Source organism: Streptomyces sp. CB03234 (genome assembly GCF_001905885.1).
Taxonomy (GTDB): domain Bacteria; phylum Actinomycetota; class Actinomycetes; order Streptomycetales; family Streptomycetaceae; genus Streptomyces.
Window position 1 is genome coordinate 56,853 of the sequence record NZ_LIYH01000009.1, and the last position, 14,311, is coordinate 71,163.

The 14,311-nt window shown below is 72.2% G+C and carries 15 protein-coding genes and 1 pseudogene; 8 read left to right on the forward strand and 8 right to left on the reverse strand.

All coding sequences use genetic code 11. The features are described 5' to 3' along the window. Nucleotides 1-2: 2 nt before the first annotated feature. Nucleotides 3-707, reverse strand: a complete 705-nt coding sequence (locus AMK26_RS36500) for a succinate dehydrogenase cytochrome b subunit (RefSeq protein WP_107421101.1) — start codon at nucleotides 705-707, stop codon at nucleotides 3-5. Nucleotides 708-804: 97 nt separating this feature from the next. Here AMK26_RS36500 and AMK26_RS32960 point away from each other — a divergent pair, with 97 nt between their 5' ends. Then, entirely contained in the window at nucleotides 805-1,692 is an 888-nt protein-coding gene (locus AMK26_RS32960; RefSeq protein WP_073759513.1) for a LysR family transcriptional regulator, read from the forward strand. 184 nt (nucleotides 1,693-1,876) lie between these two features. On the opposite strand, the gene AMK26_RS32965 is transcribed toward AMK26_RS32960, so the two are convergent. The 3 genes from AMK26_RS32965 to AMK26_RS32975 form a co-directional block, all read right to left on the reverse strand. Beyond that, the gene (locus AMK26_RS32965; RefSeq protein WP_073759515.1) at nucleotides 1,877-4,045 is read right to left on the reverse strand and encodes a putative bifunctional diguanylate cyclase/phosphodiesterase; all 2,169 of its coding nucleotides are present in this window, start codon (nucleotides 4,043-4,045) and stop codon (nucleotides 1,877-1,879) included. Next, entirely contained in the window at nucleotides 4,042-4,854 is an 813-nt protein-coding gene (locus AMK26_RS32970; RefSeq protein ID WP_073759517.1) for an SAM-dependent methyltransferase, read from the reverse strand. The genes AMK26_RS32965 and AMK26_RS32970 overlap by 4 nt, the downstream gene beginning before the upstream one ends. A 278-nt stretch (nucleotides 4,855-5,132) precedes the next feature. After that, complete coding sequence (locus AMK26_RS32975; protein ID WP_073759519.1) at nucleotides 5,133-6,167, reverse strand: SCO0930 family lipoprotein; 1,035 nt, start codon at nucleotides 6,165-6,167, stop codon at nucleotides 5,133-5,135. A gap of 205 nt (nucleotides 6,168-6,372) precedes the next feature. Between AMK26_RS32975 and AMK26_RS38470 the strand changes: the two genes are divergently transcribed. The 3 genes from AMK26_RS38470 (at nucleotide 6,373) to AMK26_RS32990 (ending at nucleotide 8,434) form a co-directional block, all read left to right on the forward strand. After that, nucleotides 6,373-6,927 carry a hypothetical protein gene (locus tag AMK26_RS38470; RefSeq protein WP_158071169.1) on the forward strand — a complete coding sequence of 185 codons (555 nt, stop codon included), beginning with the start codon at nucleotides 6,373-6,375 and terminating at the stop codon, nucleotides 6,925-6,927. Between the two features lie 22 nt (nucleotides 6,928-6,949). Then, on the forward strand, nucleotides 6,950-7,723 hold the full coding sequence (locus AMK26_RS32985) for a bestrophin-like domain (RefSeq protein ID WP_073759523.1): 774 nt from the start codon (nucleotides 6,950-6,952) through the stop codon (nucleotides 7,721-7,723). A gap of 153 nt (nucleotides 7,724-7,876) precedes the next feature. Next, nucleotides 7,877-8,434, forward strand: a complete 558-nt coding sequence (locus AMK26_RS32990) for a hypothetical protein (RefSeq protein ID WP_073759525.1) — start codon at nucleotides 7,877-7,879, stop codon at nucleotides 8,432-8,434. A gap of 103 nt (nucleotides 8,435-8,537) precedes the next feature. Here the strand turns inward: AMK26_RS32990 and AMK26_RS32995 are convergent, their stop codons facing one another. Beyond that, nucleotides 8,538-9,023, reverse strand: coding sequence for a hypothetical protein (locus AMK26_RS32995; protein ID WP_073759527.1), 486 nt, complete (start codon nucleotides 9,021-9,023; stop codon nucleotides 8,538-8,540). 321 nt (nucleotides 9,024-9,344) lie between these two features. On the opposite strand from AMK26_RS32995, the gene AMK26_RS33000 reads away from it, so the two are divergent. Further along, nucleotides 9,345-10,001 (forward strand): class F sortase, encoded by a 657-nt coding sequence (locus AMK26_RS33000; RefSeq protein WP_073759529.1) that lies wholly within the window; start codon nucleotides 9,345-9,347, stop codon nucleotides 9,999-10,001. A gap of 33 nt (nucleotides 10,002-10,034) precedes the next feature. Here the strand turns inward: AMK26_RS33000 and AMK26_RS33005 are convergent, their stop codons facing one another. Next, nucleotides 10,035-10,886: a polysaccharide deacetylase family protein gene (locus AMK26_RS33005; protein ID WP_073759531.1), complete on the reverse strand. Its 852-nt coding sequence runs from the start codon at nucleotides 10,884-10,886 to the stop codon at nucleotides 10,035-10,037. Nucleotides 10,887-11,077: 191 nt separating this feature from the next. On the opposite strand from AMK26_RS33005, the pseudogene AMK26_RS33010 reads away from it, so the two are divergent. Continuing rightward, nucleotides 11,078-11,314, forward strand: a pseudogene (locus AMK26_RS33010) (amino acid permease); the annotation flags it as partial. Here the strand turns inward: AMK26_RS33010 and AMK26_RS33015 are convergent. After that, nucleotides 11,313-12,524, reverse strand: coding sequence for a CapA family protein (locus AMK26_RS33015; protein ID WP_073759532.1), 1,212 nt, complete (start codon nucleotides 12,522-12,524; stop codon nucleotides 11,313-11,315). The pseudogene AMK26_RS33010 and the gene AMK26_RS33015 sit on opposite strands and share 2 nt — an antisense overlap. A 285-nt stretch (nucleotides 12,525-12,809) precedes the next feature. On the opposite strand from AMK26_RS33015, the gene AMK26_RS33020 reads away from it, so the two are divergent. Continuing rightward, complete coding sequence (locus AMK26_RS33020; RefSeq protein WP_073759906.1) at nucleotides 12,810-13,349, forward strand: sigma-70 family RNA polymerase sigma factor; 540 nt, start codon at nucleotides 12,810-12,812, stop codon at nucleotides 13,347-13,349. 183 nt (nucleotides 13,350-13,532) lie between these two features. Then, nucleotides 13,533-14,033, forward strand: coding sequence for a hypothetical protein (locus tag AMK26_RS33025; protein ID WP_079277945.1), 501 nt, complete (start codon nucleotides 13,533-13,535; stop codon nucleotides 14,031-14,033). A gap of 16 nt (nucleotides 14,034-14,049) precedes the next feature. Here the strand turns inward: AMK26_RS33025 and AMK26_RS33030 are convergent, their stop codons facing one another. After that, nucleotides 14,050-14,271: a DUF6296 family protein gene (locus tag AMK26_RS33030; RefSeq protein WP_073759534.1), complete on the reverse strand. Its 222-nt coding sequence runs from the start codon at nucleotides 14,269-14,271 to the stop codon at nucleotides 14,050-14,052. Nucleotides 14,272-14,311 lie beyond the last annotated feature (40 nt).

The window sequence follows — 14,311 nt, forward strand, 5'->3', positions numbered from 1 at the left end:
GATCAGCTCACCACTCCGGTCATGACGGCGACGGGTACGGAGACGAAGCCCGCGGTCAGCACGAGCGCGAGGACGTTGGCCAGGGTCTTGAGCGCCCGGTCGCGCCTCGCGTTGCCCACGCCGAGGGTCTGCGCGGCGGACCAGAAGCCGTGCCGGATGTGCAGGCCGACGGCGAGCATCGCGACGATGTAGATGACGTTGCCGTACCAGGTGGAGAAGGTCGCGACGACGTTCTCGTACGGATGCCCCGGCTGCGCGTTCGGGTTCACCGTCAGCGTCGTCAGGTCCAGGATGTGCCAGACGATGAACAGCGCCACGATCACGCCGCCCCAGCGCATGGTGCGGGTCGCGTAGCTCGCGCGGCGCCGCTTGTGGACGTACGCGGTGGGGCGGGCCCTGATGTCGCGCCGGCTGAGCTGGTACGCGGAGACGCCGTGGGCGATCACGGCCGTGAGCAGCACCACCCGGGCGATCCACAGGCCCCACTCGTAGTGCAGGACCGGCTCGCCCATGGTGCGCAGCCAGTGGCCGTACGCGTTGAACTCACCGGGGCCGAAGAAGACCTTCAGGTTGCCCATCACATGCGCGACGAGATAGCCGATCATGATCAGGCCGCTGACGGCCATGACCGTCTTCTTGCCGACGGTGGACCGCCAGAAGGTGCGCGTGAGGGACGGTTGTCGATCCGTCCGCGTTGCCAGAGCCATGGCACCAGACGGTAGGGGCGGGTAGGGCCAGAGGTCCAAGACATGGTCCGGCTCATATCCATAGGCAGTCTCTATGAAGCGGCTTATGGTGGGTGGTATGCAGTTCCAGCAGCTCCAGTACTTCGTGGCCGTGGCCGAGACCCGCCACTTCACCCGGGCCGCCGAGCGGGTCCATGTCTCCCAGCCGTCGCTGTCGCAGCAGATCAGGGCGCTGGAGAAGGAGCTGGGCGCCGAGCTCTTCAGCCGGGCGCGCGGCAACATCGCGCTCACGGACGCGGGCGAGGCGCTGCTGCCGCTGGCCCGCCGCATCCTGGCGGACGCCGACACCGCGCGCCACGAGGTGCAGGAGCTGGCCCAGCTGCGGCGCGGGCGGGTGCGGCTGGGCGCGACGCCGAGCCTGTGCACCGGGCTGCTGCCCGATGTGCTGCGCGCCTTCCATGACCTGCACCCGGGCATCCAGCTGCTGATCGAGGAGAGCGGCTCCCATGATCTCGTACGGGAGCTGGCGCGCGGGTCGCTCGACCTGGCCCTGGTGGTGCTGCCGCTGCCGACCCCGTCACCGGCCCTGACGACCGTCGAGCTGCTCCACGAGGACCTGGTGGTGGTGTCCTCGGCGGCGGCGCCCGCCCCTCGCCGGCCGGTGCGGATCGCGGATCTGGAAGGCCAGCCGCTGGTGATGTTCCGGCACGGCTACGACCTGCGGGACCTGACGGTCGCGGCGTGCCGCGCGGAGGGGTTCGAGCCGTCGTTCACGGTGGAGGGCGGCGAGATGGACGCGGTGCTGGGGTTCGTCCGGGCGGGGCTGGGCGTGGCGGTCGTGCCCGCGATGGTGGCGGCGCGGGCGGGGCGGGACCTGCGGGTGACGGCGTTGGCGCGGCCGGGGCTGCGGCGCACCATCGCGCTCGCGCACCGCAGCGATGTGGCGCCGCCGCGGGCGGCTCGGGAGCTGCAGCGGCTGCTGCTGGCTCACCGGGCGGGGCCGTGAGAATGCGGGCGTACCGGACGGGGCCGTGAGGGTGCGGGCGTACCGGGCGGGGCCGTGAGGGTGCGGGCGTACCGGGCGGGGCCGTGAGGGTGCGGGCGTACCGGGCGGGGCCGTGAGGGTGCGGGCCGGTGGCCCGGTTGTGCCCACCCGTCCCTCCCCCGGCGGGACGCGTGCCCACAACCGGCTACACCGCGTCCGCCAGGACCAGCGCGTGGATGCGGTCGGGGGCGCCGGGGCGGGCGTAGTACCAGCCTTGGGCCGTGTCGCAGCCGAGTTCGCGGAGTTGCTCCGCCTGCGCGCCCGTTTCGACGCCTTCGACCGTCACGGCGAGTTCCAGGCTGTGCGCCAGGGAGACGATGCCTTCGACGATCTTCAGGTCGACCGGGTCGATCGGGTGCTGCTGCATGCTCTGGGTGAAGGAGCGGTCCAGTTTCAGCACGCTGACCGGGAGCCGGCGCAGATTGGCCAGGTTGGAGTAGCCGGTGCCGAAGTCGTCCAGGGCTATGTCCACGCCCATCTCGGCCAGTTGCCGCAGCGGCTTGAGCAGATCCTCGTCGGCGCCGATCAGCGCTGACTCGGTGACCTCCAGGCACAGGGCGCCCGGGTCGAGCCCGGAGCGCTCCAGTACGTCGACGGTGTCGGCGACCAGGTTCGGGTGGTGCAGCTGCGTCGGTGAGAGGTTGACGTTGATGCGCAGGGGGCCGCCGTCGGAGTGGCGTCGGTTCCAGAACCGGGCCTGGCGCACCGCTTCCTGGAGCACCCAGCGGCCCAGCGGCACGATCAGCCCGGTGTGCTCGGCGAGCGGGATGAACCGGTCGGGGCCGAGGACGCCGTGCTGCGGGTGGCACCAGCGCACCAGGGCCTCCGCGCCGTGCACGCTGCCGTCACCGAGGTGCACCAGCGGCTGGTACTCGATGAAGAACTCGCCCCGGTCCAGGGCCGCGGGCAGCGCGGTGGTCAGGCCGTGCCGGGTGATGGCGCGGGCGTCCGCCTCGGGGTCCGCCCGCTCGAAACGGTTGCCGCCTGCCGATTTGGCCCGGTACATGGTGATGTCGGCGCTGCGCAGCACCTCCGCCGGTCCGCGTTCGCCGGCCGGTCCCTCGACGATGCCGACGCTGCCACGCACGGTCAGCTCGCGGCCGTCCAGCCGGACGGGAGTGGCCAGGGCGGCGAGGATGCGGTGGGCGAGCTCGTCGGCCTGCTGCTCGGTGTCCGTGCCGGTGGTGAGCGCCACGAACTCGTCGCCGCCGAGCCGGGCCACCATCTCCCCCGGCCGGGTCGCGACGGACTGCAGCCGGTCGGCGACCTCCACGAGCAGCCGGTCGCCGGCCGCGTGGCCGAGGCTGTCGTTGATGGCCTTGAAGCCGTCGAGGTCGAGGTAGCACAGGCCGAAGCGGGTGCCGTCGCGCGCGGACAGCACCTTGTCCAGCCGTTCGAAGAACAGCGTCCGGTTGGGCAGCCCGGTCAGCGCGTCGTGCGTCGCCTCGTACCGCAGCCGCAGGTTGAGCAGCCGGCGCTCGGTGGTGTCCTCCATCAGCGCCAGCTGGTACTGCGGGCGGCCCTCGGCGTCCCGCAGCAGGGAGACGGTCAGGTTGGTCCACAGGACGGTGCCGTCGCCCCGGTAGAAGGGCTTCTCGACCCGGAAGTGGTCGCGCTCGCCGCGCACCAGCTCCCCGTACAGCTTCCAGACGTGCGGCGCGTCCTCGGGGTGGACCCACTCGCTGACCCTGCGGCCGCGGACGTGGTGCTCCAGGCCACCGAACATGCGGGTGAGGGCGCCGTTGACCTCCAGCACGTTGCCGTCGAGGTCGGCGATGCCGATGCCGATGGCCGCGTCCTCGAAGACGGCGCGGAAGCGGGCCTGGGTGGCGTGCAGGGCCTGTTCGGCGAAGCTGCGCGCCGCGAGCGCCGAGCGGGCGATGGCCTCCTGCTCGGCGAGGGTGCGTTCGCGCAGCGCCTGGGCGAATCCGGCCGCGAGCGCGTGCTGGAGCCGGGCGCAGCGGGCCCGGAGCTCCTCGGCCCCGGCGCTTGGCCCGTTACCCCCGCAGTACAGCACCAGATAGGAGTCGACCACGCCGAGGGTACGGCTGAGCGCGTCCGGGTCGGTGCAGTGCGCGGCCACCAGGGCGGCTCCGACGCGGTGCGCGGGCGTCGGGTCGAACGGCCTCCCGTGCAGCGCGTCGCTCAGGTCCCGTGCCAGCGGCAGCAGGTGCCGCTCCGTCTCGGAACGGGTCATCGACGTGGCCGTGACGGGGAAGATGGCCCGGCTCCAGATGGTCGCGAACCGCTGGAGTCTGTCCTCCGGGCCGTCCGGTTCCGCGGCGGAACCGGACGCCTGCGCCGGCATGCTCACGCCTTGCGCCCCACCCCTGCGAAGCCCGAGAAGGCGTATGGATCCTCCTGGTCGAGGGGGTTGTCCGGCCGCCACTCGGGCATCGACACGAGACCCGGTTCGACCATCCGGAACCCGTCGAAGAAGCGCGCGATCTCCTCGCGCGTCCGCATCACCAGCGGGTTGCGGATGTCGCGGTAGACGTCCACCGCGCCGCCCACGCGTTCCTGCGGCAGCGGGATGCCCTCGTACGAGGCATGGCTGACGATCAGGAGGCTGCCGGGCGCGAGCGCGTCACGCAACTCGGCGACGGCACGCTGTGGTTCGTCCGTGTCCTGCACGAAGTGCAGGACGGAGACCAGCAGCAGGGCCACGGGCCGGTCCAGGTCGAGGAGGGAACCGGTCTCGGGGGCGGCGAGGATGTCCCGCGGCTTTCGCAGGTCGGCGGCGAGGACCCCGGCGTTCGCGTTGCCTTCCAGTACGGCCTGGCTGTGCGCGACGGCCACGGGGTCGTGGTCGACGTACAGGACGCGGGCTTCGGGGGCGGCGCCCTGGGCGACCTCGTGGACGTTGCCGAAGGTGGGGATGCCGGAGCCTATGTCGAGGAACTGGGTGATGCCCTCGCTCACGGCGTACCGTACCGCCCGGCGCATGAACGCCCGGTTGGCCTGCTGGATCTTGGGAAGACCCGGCACGAACTCCATGACCTTGCGGGCCGCTTCGCGGTCCACCTCGAAATTGTGCGAGCCGCCCAGGTAGTAGTCGTAAATGCGGGACACGCTCGGCACCGAAATGTCGATGCCCGGCGGGGCCCAGGCGGGACGCTCCATCGATGTCTCCAACAAGTCGCCACGGAATGCGGCCGTGTTCATGGCCAGTGTTCGAGCCGAGGCTACTGATCGCCCGCCGGGAGGGCGAGGGGAAACGGAAATTATCGATCCGTTCTTGGTCACACGTCTCGGTCACTGGACAGTGGCACGTGCGGCGTCCGTGGCACGTGCGACCGGCCCGCCGCTCACGCGGGGAGCGTGGGTCGGGCGGGCCGGCGGGGTGTCCGGGCCGGTGGGGCCGGTGGCCGGACACCCGGGTCGCGACGTACGTGGGGACTCTACTTGGACGTCGCGACCATCTTTCCGGTGGGCGAGACGGCGAACCAGGTGCCGCCCACGCCCTGACCGTTGGTGTCACCGGGCTTCTTGTCGCCCGCGAAGGTGTAGAGGGGCCAGCAGTCGATGGTCTGCTGCTTGATGCCGTCGGGCCGGTTGAAGGTGACGTAGCCCTTCGTGGAGATGCCCTCGGTGTCGTTCTTGTCGACGGGCGCGACGACCGGCCACTTCTCCAGGCACTCGCCGGTGCAGGCGGTCTTCATGGGCCACGCCGAGTCCTTCTCGAACCGGTAGACCGTCATCCCGTTCTTGTCGACGACGATCTCGCCGAGCTTGGGGTCCTTGCGGACGGACAGGCCCGCCAGGTCGGCCGGCGCACCCCCGTCCGCGCCGCCGCCCTGCTCCTCGGCCGCCCCCTCGTCGGTGCCCTCGCCGTCGGCGGCCCCCTCGTCGCCGCCGTCGGCCAGGGCCGCCTTCTTGCCGTCGGGGGCGGCCGCGAACCACGTGCCGCCCACGCCCTGGCCCTTGGTGTCGCCGGGCTTGGTGTCCTTGGCGTACCGGTACATCGGCCAGCCGTCGATGGTGAGTTGCTTGGTGCCGTCGGCGCGGGTCACCTCACCCATCAGGGAGGCGTCGACACCGGCCGGGGGCTTGGCGCCCTCGGCGGCCACCACGGGCCAGGCCTTCGCGCAGTCGCCCTCGCAGGCGGACTTGGGCGGGTTCGGGGTGTCCTTGTCGAAGCGGTAGAGCGTGAGGCCCTCGCTGTCGGTGACGACCTTGCCGAGCTCCTTGCTGTCCCAAATGGCGAGCTGACCGGCCGGCTTGGCGGCGGCCGCCTCCCCTCCGGAGCCGGCGCCGGAACCGTACCCGGCGCCCGAACCATAGCCGGCGCCGTTCTCGGCGGGCGCGCCCGCCGGTGCGGCGGCGCCGACCGAACCGGCGGGGGCTTGGTCCCCCTTGTCCTGACCGCACGCCGTCGTCAGCGCGAGCACGGCCGCCGCGGACAGCGCGAGCGAGGCGTTCCGCCAGGTCTTCATGTCAACTCCCGTTTGTATCGAGGTAGTTCGGCGACGCCCAGGCGTGCCGTTCATGGCCCTAAGTACGGGCGGGAGGGCGGCGCGTGTTCAACGCGCCGGGAAAATTTCTCCGGCGGCGGGACGGGGGTTACGAAAAACCCTTCCATCAGGCGAATCACACCGGTTCCAGGCGACGCCGGGGCACTGAGCGATCATGCTCAACGGCGTGTACGGAACCCTCGTCGCGCGACTCTTGGCGGCCGCCGCCCTGGGCTGGCTGCTGACCGCCCCGCTGCCCGCGGCGGCCGACAGTTGCGCCATCGCCCACATCGGCCCCGGTACGCCCGAACCGGCCGTCGCGGTCGCGGGCGGCGCCACCTGCACGGCGGGGCCCTCGCCCGCACCGGAGCCCCCTCCCCCGCCCGAGCCGCCCGCACCGGAGCCGCCGCCACCGCCACCGCCACCACCGCCTCCCGTGCGGGTCGTCCCGGAGCCACCGCCGCCGCCCGCACCACCACCGCCCCCACCCCCACCGCCTCCCGCGCCGGCCCCGCCGCCACCACAGCAGCCGGAGCCGCCCCCGCCCCCGGAACCGGAACCGGCCCCCACCGCGACGCCGCGTCCCGCACCTCCTTCCCCGACGACCGTCCCGCTGCCCGCCTACCGGCGCGCGCAGCGGGCCGAACCGGCCGGCGGCCCCTCCACGGTCACCGTGATGCTCGTGATCATGGCCCCCGCGGTGCTCGCCGCCGCCGCACTGCGCTCCCGCTCCTCCCGCTAGCACCCACCGCCCGGAGAACACCTTGTCGGAATGGCTCGTCCTGTCCATCGCGATGGCCGCCGCGTGCGCGGTCGTCCTGACCATCGTCGTCATCAACAACCGCCGCATCGGTGACGACGACGACCCGTCCGAGACCCCGGACGTCCTCGAGTACATGACGATGATGATCGGCGTGGTGTACGCGATCGTGCTGGGCCTGGCCATCGCCGGCGTCTGGGAGGGCCGCAGCGCCGCGCAGGAGAGCGTCCGTCAGGAGGCCCAGGCGCTGCACGAGGTGTCGGCCAGGGCGGAGGTCTGGCCCGCCGGGGTACGGATGCGCATCCGCGCCGACGTGGACGCGTACGTCACGCATGTCGTCGGCACCGAGTGGCAGCACATGGCCGACCGGGGCGAGCTGACCGAGAAGGGCACCGAGCTGCTGGAGCGGGTGCGCCGCGACGTCTCGGACTACCGGCCGGCCGACGACCACGAGGGCGAGGCGTACCAGCCGCTGGTGGACCAGGTGGCGGTCGCCGACGACGCGCGGAGCGCCCGGGCCGAGAACGCGGGGGCGACCATGCCGGGTGTGGTGTGGTTCGGGCTGATCACGGGAGCGCTGATCGCGGTGGGGCTCATCTTCACGCTCCAGATCCGGCGTACGTTCCGCGAACTGCTGCTCGCGGGCCTCTTCAGCGCGCTGATCGCCTTCCTGCTGTTCCTGATCTGGGCCTTCGACGCGCCGTTCGGCCGTGGGGTCTCCGCGACACCCGATCCCTTCCTGAACCTCTTCCCCCACCTCGAACACCTCGGAGGCTGACGTCCGCCGTCCGGGGGACCTCGGTGCCCCATTCGCTCGCCTGAGATCGCGGCTGTGGTAAGGCGCTCCTAGCGTTTCCGGCATCGAGGTGCATATCAGACGCTTTGTGGAAATCCGTTCCGCAGCTGCTCCTCGGGACCCGGAGGATTGACGATGCGCGCGATAGGTGCCGCCTCCGCCGCTCTCCTCGGAGCGGCCGCTCTCGCCCTGACCGCCCCCGCCCCGGCGGTGGCTTCCGGAAAGTTCGCCCCCGGTGACTTCGCCATCAGCCCCTCGACCGTCCAGCCGGGCGGCAGGGTCGTGCTCACTGCCCCCGGCTGCCCCGGCACCGCGATGGCGTCCTCGGGCGTCTTCGACACGGTCACCATTCCGGCCGGCCGTTCCGCGACGGCCACCGTCGACTGGGACGCCAAGCGAGCCGCGGTCTACACGGTGTCCTTCACGTGCGCCGGTGGCACGCCGGGCACCGTCGACCTCACCATCGCCCGCGCCACCAGCACTCCGACCACCAGCTCGACCGCCGTGCCGACGGTGACCGCCACCCGGACGGTGACCCCCGCGGCGCCCACTCAGGGCGTACGCGGCGGTGTGGGCGGCAGCATCGGCGGCCTGAACGCCGGCGAGCTCGCGGCTGGGACGGCCCTGGTGGTCGCGGCCGCCACCGGGATCATCTACATGCTGCGCCGCCGCGCCGAAAGCCGTCGCCACTGACCGGGCGGCCCGGCAGCGGGAACAACAAGCCCGTCGCCCCGAGTCCTGGTCGGTCAGGACTCGGGGCGACGGGCGTATTCGGCCGACCGGGAGGTTCGGCCGGTCAGACCTTTCCGCCGTTCACACGGCGGCGGCGGCTGATGAACAGCCCGCCGCCGACGGCCGCCGTGGCGACCAGGGCGCCGCCGATGGCCATCTCGGTGGAGCTCGGGGCCATGGAGCCGCCGATGCCGCCCCGGGCCCCGTGCCCGCGCACGACCGTGAAGGTCCGGGTGACCACCATGGGGTGGTCGCTGCACTTGACAGCCAGGTTGTACTGCCCCGGCGTGGCGTGGTCGTAGATCCGCGGCGTGGCGGCCGAGTGACCCGAGGCGTTGACGGTGAGGGCCGTCTTGGGGAAGGCGTTGGACGTGACCGTGCCGCCGTGGCCGCACCCCATGGCACTGACCGCGAGCTGGCCGCCCTGGTGCACCCGGGTCGGGGAGACCGTGACGTTGGTCGGACCGTTGTTGGCGGCGGCCAGGGGGGCGCAGAGCCCGATGGCCGCGCCGGCGGTGGCGGCCACCGCGAGAGCGCGTGAAGCACGCATCGTTGAACCTCCAGTGGAAGACGCCCCGAAGCGGCGCTCCGGGAGATTCGACGAGTACGCCTTCCACCACGAACCTTCACAAGTCCGTCCTATTACCGCATTTCGGAACTCGTCCACCCCGGTGAGCCGACACGCCGACATCCCCGCGCGCTCAACTGACGGAGCCCCAGGTCACGGACCGTCAGGGGGCCGTCGGGGATTCCGTACGACGACTACTCGGATGGGTCATCACCCCTGGCGCGTGCCACCCGTTCGCCCCTCCCCTGATCGCCTGTGCGGCGGGGCGCACTTAGCGTCGTACTACGCCGCGAAGGGAGAACCATGGGCCTGGACCACAGTGGCTTCGAGTCGAGGAGACGCTCACCGTGGGGCGCACTGGCTCTCGTCATGCTCACTGGTCTCGCGATGATGCGCAACGGCGTCGACCCGCAGCCCGGCCCGCCCCAGCCGGCTCCCGCCGCCGTCTCGGACACCCGCCGCGCTGGCACGGCCCCGGTCCCGCCCGCCGGCCTGCGACCGCTCGCGTACGCGCCCGCCTCCCGGATCCGGATCGAGTCGATCGACGTCGACGCCCCGATCATGGACGTCGGGCTGGACCAGGACGGCTGGATCGACGCGCCGCCGGCCCAGGACCGCAACATGGCCGGCTGGTACCAGAACGGCATCTCCCCCGGGCAGCGCGGTACGTCGGTCATCGTCGGCCATGTCGACAACGAGGCGGGCCCTGCCGTCTTCTACGGTCTGGGGTCGCTCAAGAAGGGCGGCCTCGTGGAGGTCACGCGCTATGACGGCCGGGTGGCCGTGTTCGAGGTGTACGGCATCGAGGTCTTCTCCAAGGAGGACTTCCCCGGTGTGCGCGTGTACGGCGACACCGGGCACCCGGAGCTGCGCGTGATCACTTGTGGCGGCGGATACTCGAAGGCCAACGGCTACGACGGCAACGTGGTCGTCTTCGCGCGCATGGTGGCGACCCGCTGAGCGGCCGGCCGCTCAGCGGGCGCCGTACGCGCCTCACCGGCGCGGCACGGTGAGGTGGTAGCCGGCGGCCAGCAGCTCCGGCAGGTAGGCGCGCAGCGCGGCCACGCTCTGGGAGCGGTCGCCGCCCGCGTCGTGGGAGAGCACGATGACGCCGGGCCCGGCCCCGTCGAGCACCCGGCGTACGATCACGTGCGCGCCGGGCTCCTTCCAGTCCAGTGTGTCCACCGTCCAGGCGAGCGGCTCCATGCCCAGTTCGGCGCCGATCTCGAAGGAGTGCCGGTTCCAGGCGCCGTAGGGGGCCCGGTACCACAGCGGCGGGGAGCCGAGGGTGCGCTCGATGATGTCGCTGGTGCTGCCCAGTTCGTCGCGGATGCGGGAGGGCCGGAGCCTGGGGATGAGCGGGTGGGACCAGGAGTGGTTGCCCACCACGTGGCCGTCGTCCGCCATCTCCCGCAGCAGGTCCGGGTTGACGGCCGCCATCTCGCCGCAGACGAAGAACATGGCGCGTACGCCGTGTTTGCGCAGCGTACGGAGGATGGCGGGGGTGTAGCGGGGGTCGGGGCCGTCGTCGAAGGAGAGGACCATCGATCGGCCGGCGCCGGAGACCCGCAGGAAGGGCCGCTGCCGCACGGGCGGCAGGGCGCGGCGGTAGCGGGGCGGCGCGTACGCGGTCATCGGCTGGAGCCGGTACGAGGACGGCGCCAGGCGCGGGCCCCCCTGGACGCCCACCGGTGGGCCGGCGGCGCCGGGCGGCAGAGGGGCGGCGGGCCGGGGTGGTGCGCCGGTCCGCTCCAGGGCGAAGAGCCCGAAGGTCGTGGTGGCCCCGAGTGCGGCGGCGATGCGCAGCACCATCCGCCGCCCCGTAGGCAGTTGATCCTTTTTCATGACTAATAACTCGCATGGCGGATGCCATGTGCCCCTGACCCACACCGGCCGGGCAGCCGATTGCACCCGATGGGACCAGCAGGCGACCGGCGGGAACCGGCGGTGGCGATGTGTGTCGTCTTCCGCCCGGGCCCGCGCTGGGCCATCATGATCCGCCGTCAGTCGATGCCGTCGGCAAAGAGGTGACGCTCCTGGCCGGAATCCGTTCGGGGCGGGGCATCCTGCGCCGCAAACCCATCGCACTGATCGACGAGGGCGTCGAGGAGGAACGACTCACCCGGACGCTGGGGCTGTGGCAGCTCACCGCCATCGGTGTCGGCGGCATCATCGGCGCGGGCATCTTCACCCTCGTCGGCACGGTCGCCAACGGCACGGCGGGGCCCGCCGTCCTCGTCTCGTTACTGATCGCGGGGGTGAGCCGGCGGGCTACTCCCCCATCAGCAGGCCGTCGTCGGCCGCGCCGCGGCTGAGGGTGACCTGCTGGATGCGGTCGCGTACGCCGGTGAGGTTGTCGCCCGCCCTGATCGCGGCGTTGAGGTTGACCACCCGGCCCGTCCCGGTGTTGAACCACTGCGGGAGGAACTCCGCCTTCGCCACGTCCCAGCGGCCGCCGGGCGTGGCGGGCGGGGTGAAGGTGAAGCGGCCGATGGTGCCCTGGTTGCCGCGCGGGTCGAAGGCACCCTGGTAGTTGATCATGTCGCCGGCGATCTGGTCGCCCATGCCGTAGATGATCCAGGTGCCGTTGACCTTCTCGTACGCCTGCGGGACGTGGGCGTGGGTGCCGATGATCAGGTCGATGTCGGGGCGGCCGCCGGTCGCGGACGCGGTGAGGCTCCGGCCGAGGCTCAGCTGCTGGGCGTCCGGAGCGGTCTGCCACTCCGTGCCCCAGTGCAGGCTGACCACGACGACATCGGCACCGGCGGCGCGGGCCGTCCGCGCGTCGGCGAGGATCTTGTTCTCGTTGATGAGGTTGACCGCCCAGGGCCTGCCCTGGGGCAGCGGGATGCCGTTGGTGCCGTAGGTGTACGCCAGGTGGGCCACCGTGGCGCCGCCCGCCTTGAGCAGGGTGGGCCGGGCGGCCTCGGCGGCGGTGCGGGCGGAACCGGCGTGGCGGACGCCCACCTTGTCGAGGGCGTCCAGGGTGCGGCCGAGGCCCGCGGCGCCGTCGTCCAGGGTGTGGTTGGAGGCGGTGGAGCAGGAGTCGTATCCGGTGACGGCGAGCGCGGTGGCGACCTGGGGCGGGGACTTGAAGGACGGGTAGCCGGTGTAGGGGCCGCCCTCCTTCCCGTACACCGTCTCCATGTGGCAGATGGCCAGGTCGGCCTTGGAGACGACGGGCTTGACGCCGGAGAGCATGGGGCGGAAGTCGTAGCCGTTGCCGCCGGCGTCCGCCTGGGCCTGCCGGATGATCGAGGCGTGCGGCAGGATGTCGCCGCTGGCCACGAGGGTGAACCCGCGCGCGGGCGCGGCGGCGGGGCCACCCGCCGATGAGGGCACGGGCGGGGCGGCCTGCTGGGTGCGGCCCGCCGGGACTGCGGCGGTGTGCGGCTCCGGCTCGGCACCGGCACAGCCTGCCGCCGCGGAGAGAAGGACGGCGGCCACCGCCACCGTGGACCGTCGGATGCGTGTGGTGGTCATCAGCCGGGCTCCGTGGGGCTTCAGGGGCTTGGGAGACGTGAGGTGTGCTCCCCTGAATCCCTATGGGAAATGAGGATCAGTCAATCCTTAAATGCGGAAAATCATACAAATGCAGCGAAAAGGGACCTCACGGTCCACGTGACCGCTCACCGCACCATTCGCCGCTCGGTGTGACCGCTCGTCGCACACCCCGGTGCGGCGCCTGTCCCTGCGGGCCCGGATGCGTTCGTATACGCGTCGAGGGTCTGAGTACGGCGTTCGAGTACGGCGGGAAAGGGTGTGACGATGACGACGGCGACCACCGACGAGCGGGCCCTGGAGGAGCTCCAGCGTGAACACGGGCCCGCGCTGCTGAGCTTCCTGCTCGGCCTGACCTACGGGGACAAGCAGCGCGCCGAGGACCTGCTCCAGGAGACGCTGGTCCGCGCCTGGCAGCACCCCGAGGCGTTCGAGGCCCCGTACGAGTCGATGCGTCCGTGGCTCTTCACGGTCGGCCGGCGCCTGGCGATCGACGCCCGCCGGTCCCGGATGGCCCGCCCCACCGAGATCGGGGACGGCGTGCTCGCGAGCACCCCCGACCCCTCGGACGTCACCGAGTCCGCCGTCGCCGCGCTCGACGTGCGCGCAGCGGTACGGGAGCTGAGCCCCGAGCACCGCGCCGTGCTCGTACGGATCTACTTCGACGGCCTGACCGTGAACGAGGCCGCGGCCGATCTGGGTATACCGGCCGGGACGGTCAAGTCGCGGTCGCACTACGCGCTGCGGGCGCTCGGCCGGTGCCTGCCCGGCTACAGCCGGACGCTCTCCGGCTCGCTCCCGTCCTGAACGCTCCCGCCCCACGCTCCCCTCCGGGCGCACTGCCGCCCGTGCGTCACGGCCCCGGCCGGAATGTATGCGAAACCACACCGCCGAGTTGAGCAAAGAGCGGCCCCGGGCCGTGCCTGACGGTAGAGGCTCGTCGTCGAGGACCACACGCACACGCAGAACGTCCGGGAGAAGGTGGGAACGTTGCGGCCCGAGAGCACGAACGGCACCGGCGGGGGCGGGCTGGCCGTCCCGATGGCCTGGCTGTGTGCCGAGTACATCGCCGACGAACTACTGAGAGCCGGTGGCCTGGTCGAACCCGGCTCCCTGGAGTACCAGGCGGGCCGCCGCACGCTGGCGCTCACCGTCTACCTGGGCGACGGCACCGACGACGCCTCCGGCCCGGGCGCCGAGCACCGGCTGGAGGAGTGGCTGACACGTACCGCGCACGGCCACCCCTGGGAGGACTGGGTACGCGAACGGCTGGCCGCGCGGCGGGAGCGCGACGGCGACGAGGACGAGGGCCTGGCACTCGCCCGGGAGACCTGGCGCCTGCTGGAGGGCACGCACCTGCTCGCCACCGACCTGGGCGCGCTGTCGGGCGGCCCGGCCCCCGGGCTCGTGGTCGACGAGTCCGAGGCGGTGTGGCTGCCGTCATGGCGTCTGGGCCTCCCGCTCGGGCACCTGGCGCTGCGGCTGTACTGACCTCTGTCCGGTCGGCTCAGTGCGGCTGGACGGGACGTGCCCGGACCCTGTTGGGCAGGTCCTGATGGCCGCCGCTGGCGAGCATCCGCACCTCGCCCCGGTCGCTTATCTCCGCCAGCACGATGCCCGTGTCGTCGGCGTAGACGGGGTGCCCGCCGGCCCCGGTGCGGTCCGTACGGTGCACCCGCACGACGTCTTCCTGCCCGAAGTCCAGCTCGTAGTGATCATGGATGCGCATGGTTGCCTCCCGGTGAGCGATCACCGCCTTGCACCCGCGT

Bases quoted from the DNA above. Each gene is read 5' to 3' on its own strand.
- AMK26_RS36500 (WP_107421101.1), bottom strand. From the start codon at position 707: ATGGCTCTGGCAACGCGGACGGATCGACAACCGTCCCTCACGCGCACC.
- AMK26_RS32960 (WP_073759513.1), top strand. From the start codon at position 805: ATGCAGTTCCAGCAGCTCCAGTACTTCGTGGCCGTGGCCGAGACCCGC.
- AMK26_RS32970 (WP_073759517.1), bottom strand. From the start codon at position 4,854: ATGGAGCGTCCCGCCTGGGCCCCGCCGGGCATCGACATTTCGGTGCCG.
- AMK26_RS32975 (WP_073759519.1), bottom strand. From the start codon at position 6,167: ATGAAGACCTGGCGGAACGCCTCGCTCGCGCTGTCCGCGGCGGCCGTG.
- AMK26_RS32990 (WP_073759525.1), top strand. From the start codon at position 7,877: ATGCGCGCGATAGGTGCCGCCTCCGCCGCTCTCCTCGGAGCGGCCGCT.
- AMK26_RS32995 (WP_073759527.1), bottom strand. From the start codon at position 9,023: ATGCGTGCTTCACGCGCTCTCGCGGTGGCCGCCACCGCCGGCGCGGCC.
- AMK26_RS33000 (WP_073759529.1), top strand. From the start codon at position 9,345: ATGGGCCTGGACCACAGTGGCTTCGAGTCGAGGAGACGCTCACCGTGG.
- AMK26_RS33005 (WP_073759531.1), bottom strand. From the start codon at position 10,886: ATGAAAAAGGATCAACTGCCTACGGGGCGGCGGATGGTGCTGCGCATC.
- AMK26_RS33015 (WP_073759532.1), bottom strand. From the start codon at position 12,524: ATGACCACCACACGCATCCGACGGTCCACGGTGGCGGTGGCCGCCGTC.
- AMK26_RS33020 (WP_073759906.1), top strand. From the start codon at position 12,810: ATGACGACGGCGACCACCGACGAGCGGGCCCTGGAGGAGCTCCAGCGT.
- AMK26_RS33030 (WP_073759534.1), bottom strand. From the start codon at position 14,271: ATGCGCATCCATGATCACTACGAGCTGGACTTCGGGCAGGAAGACGTC.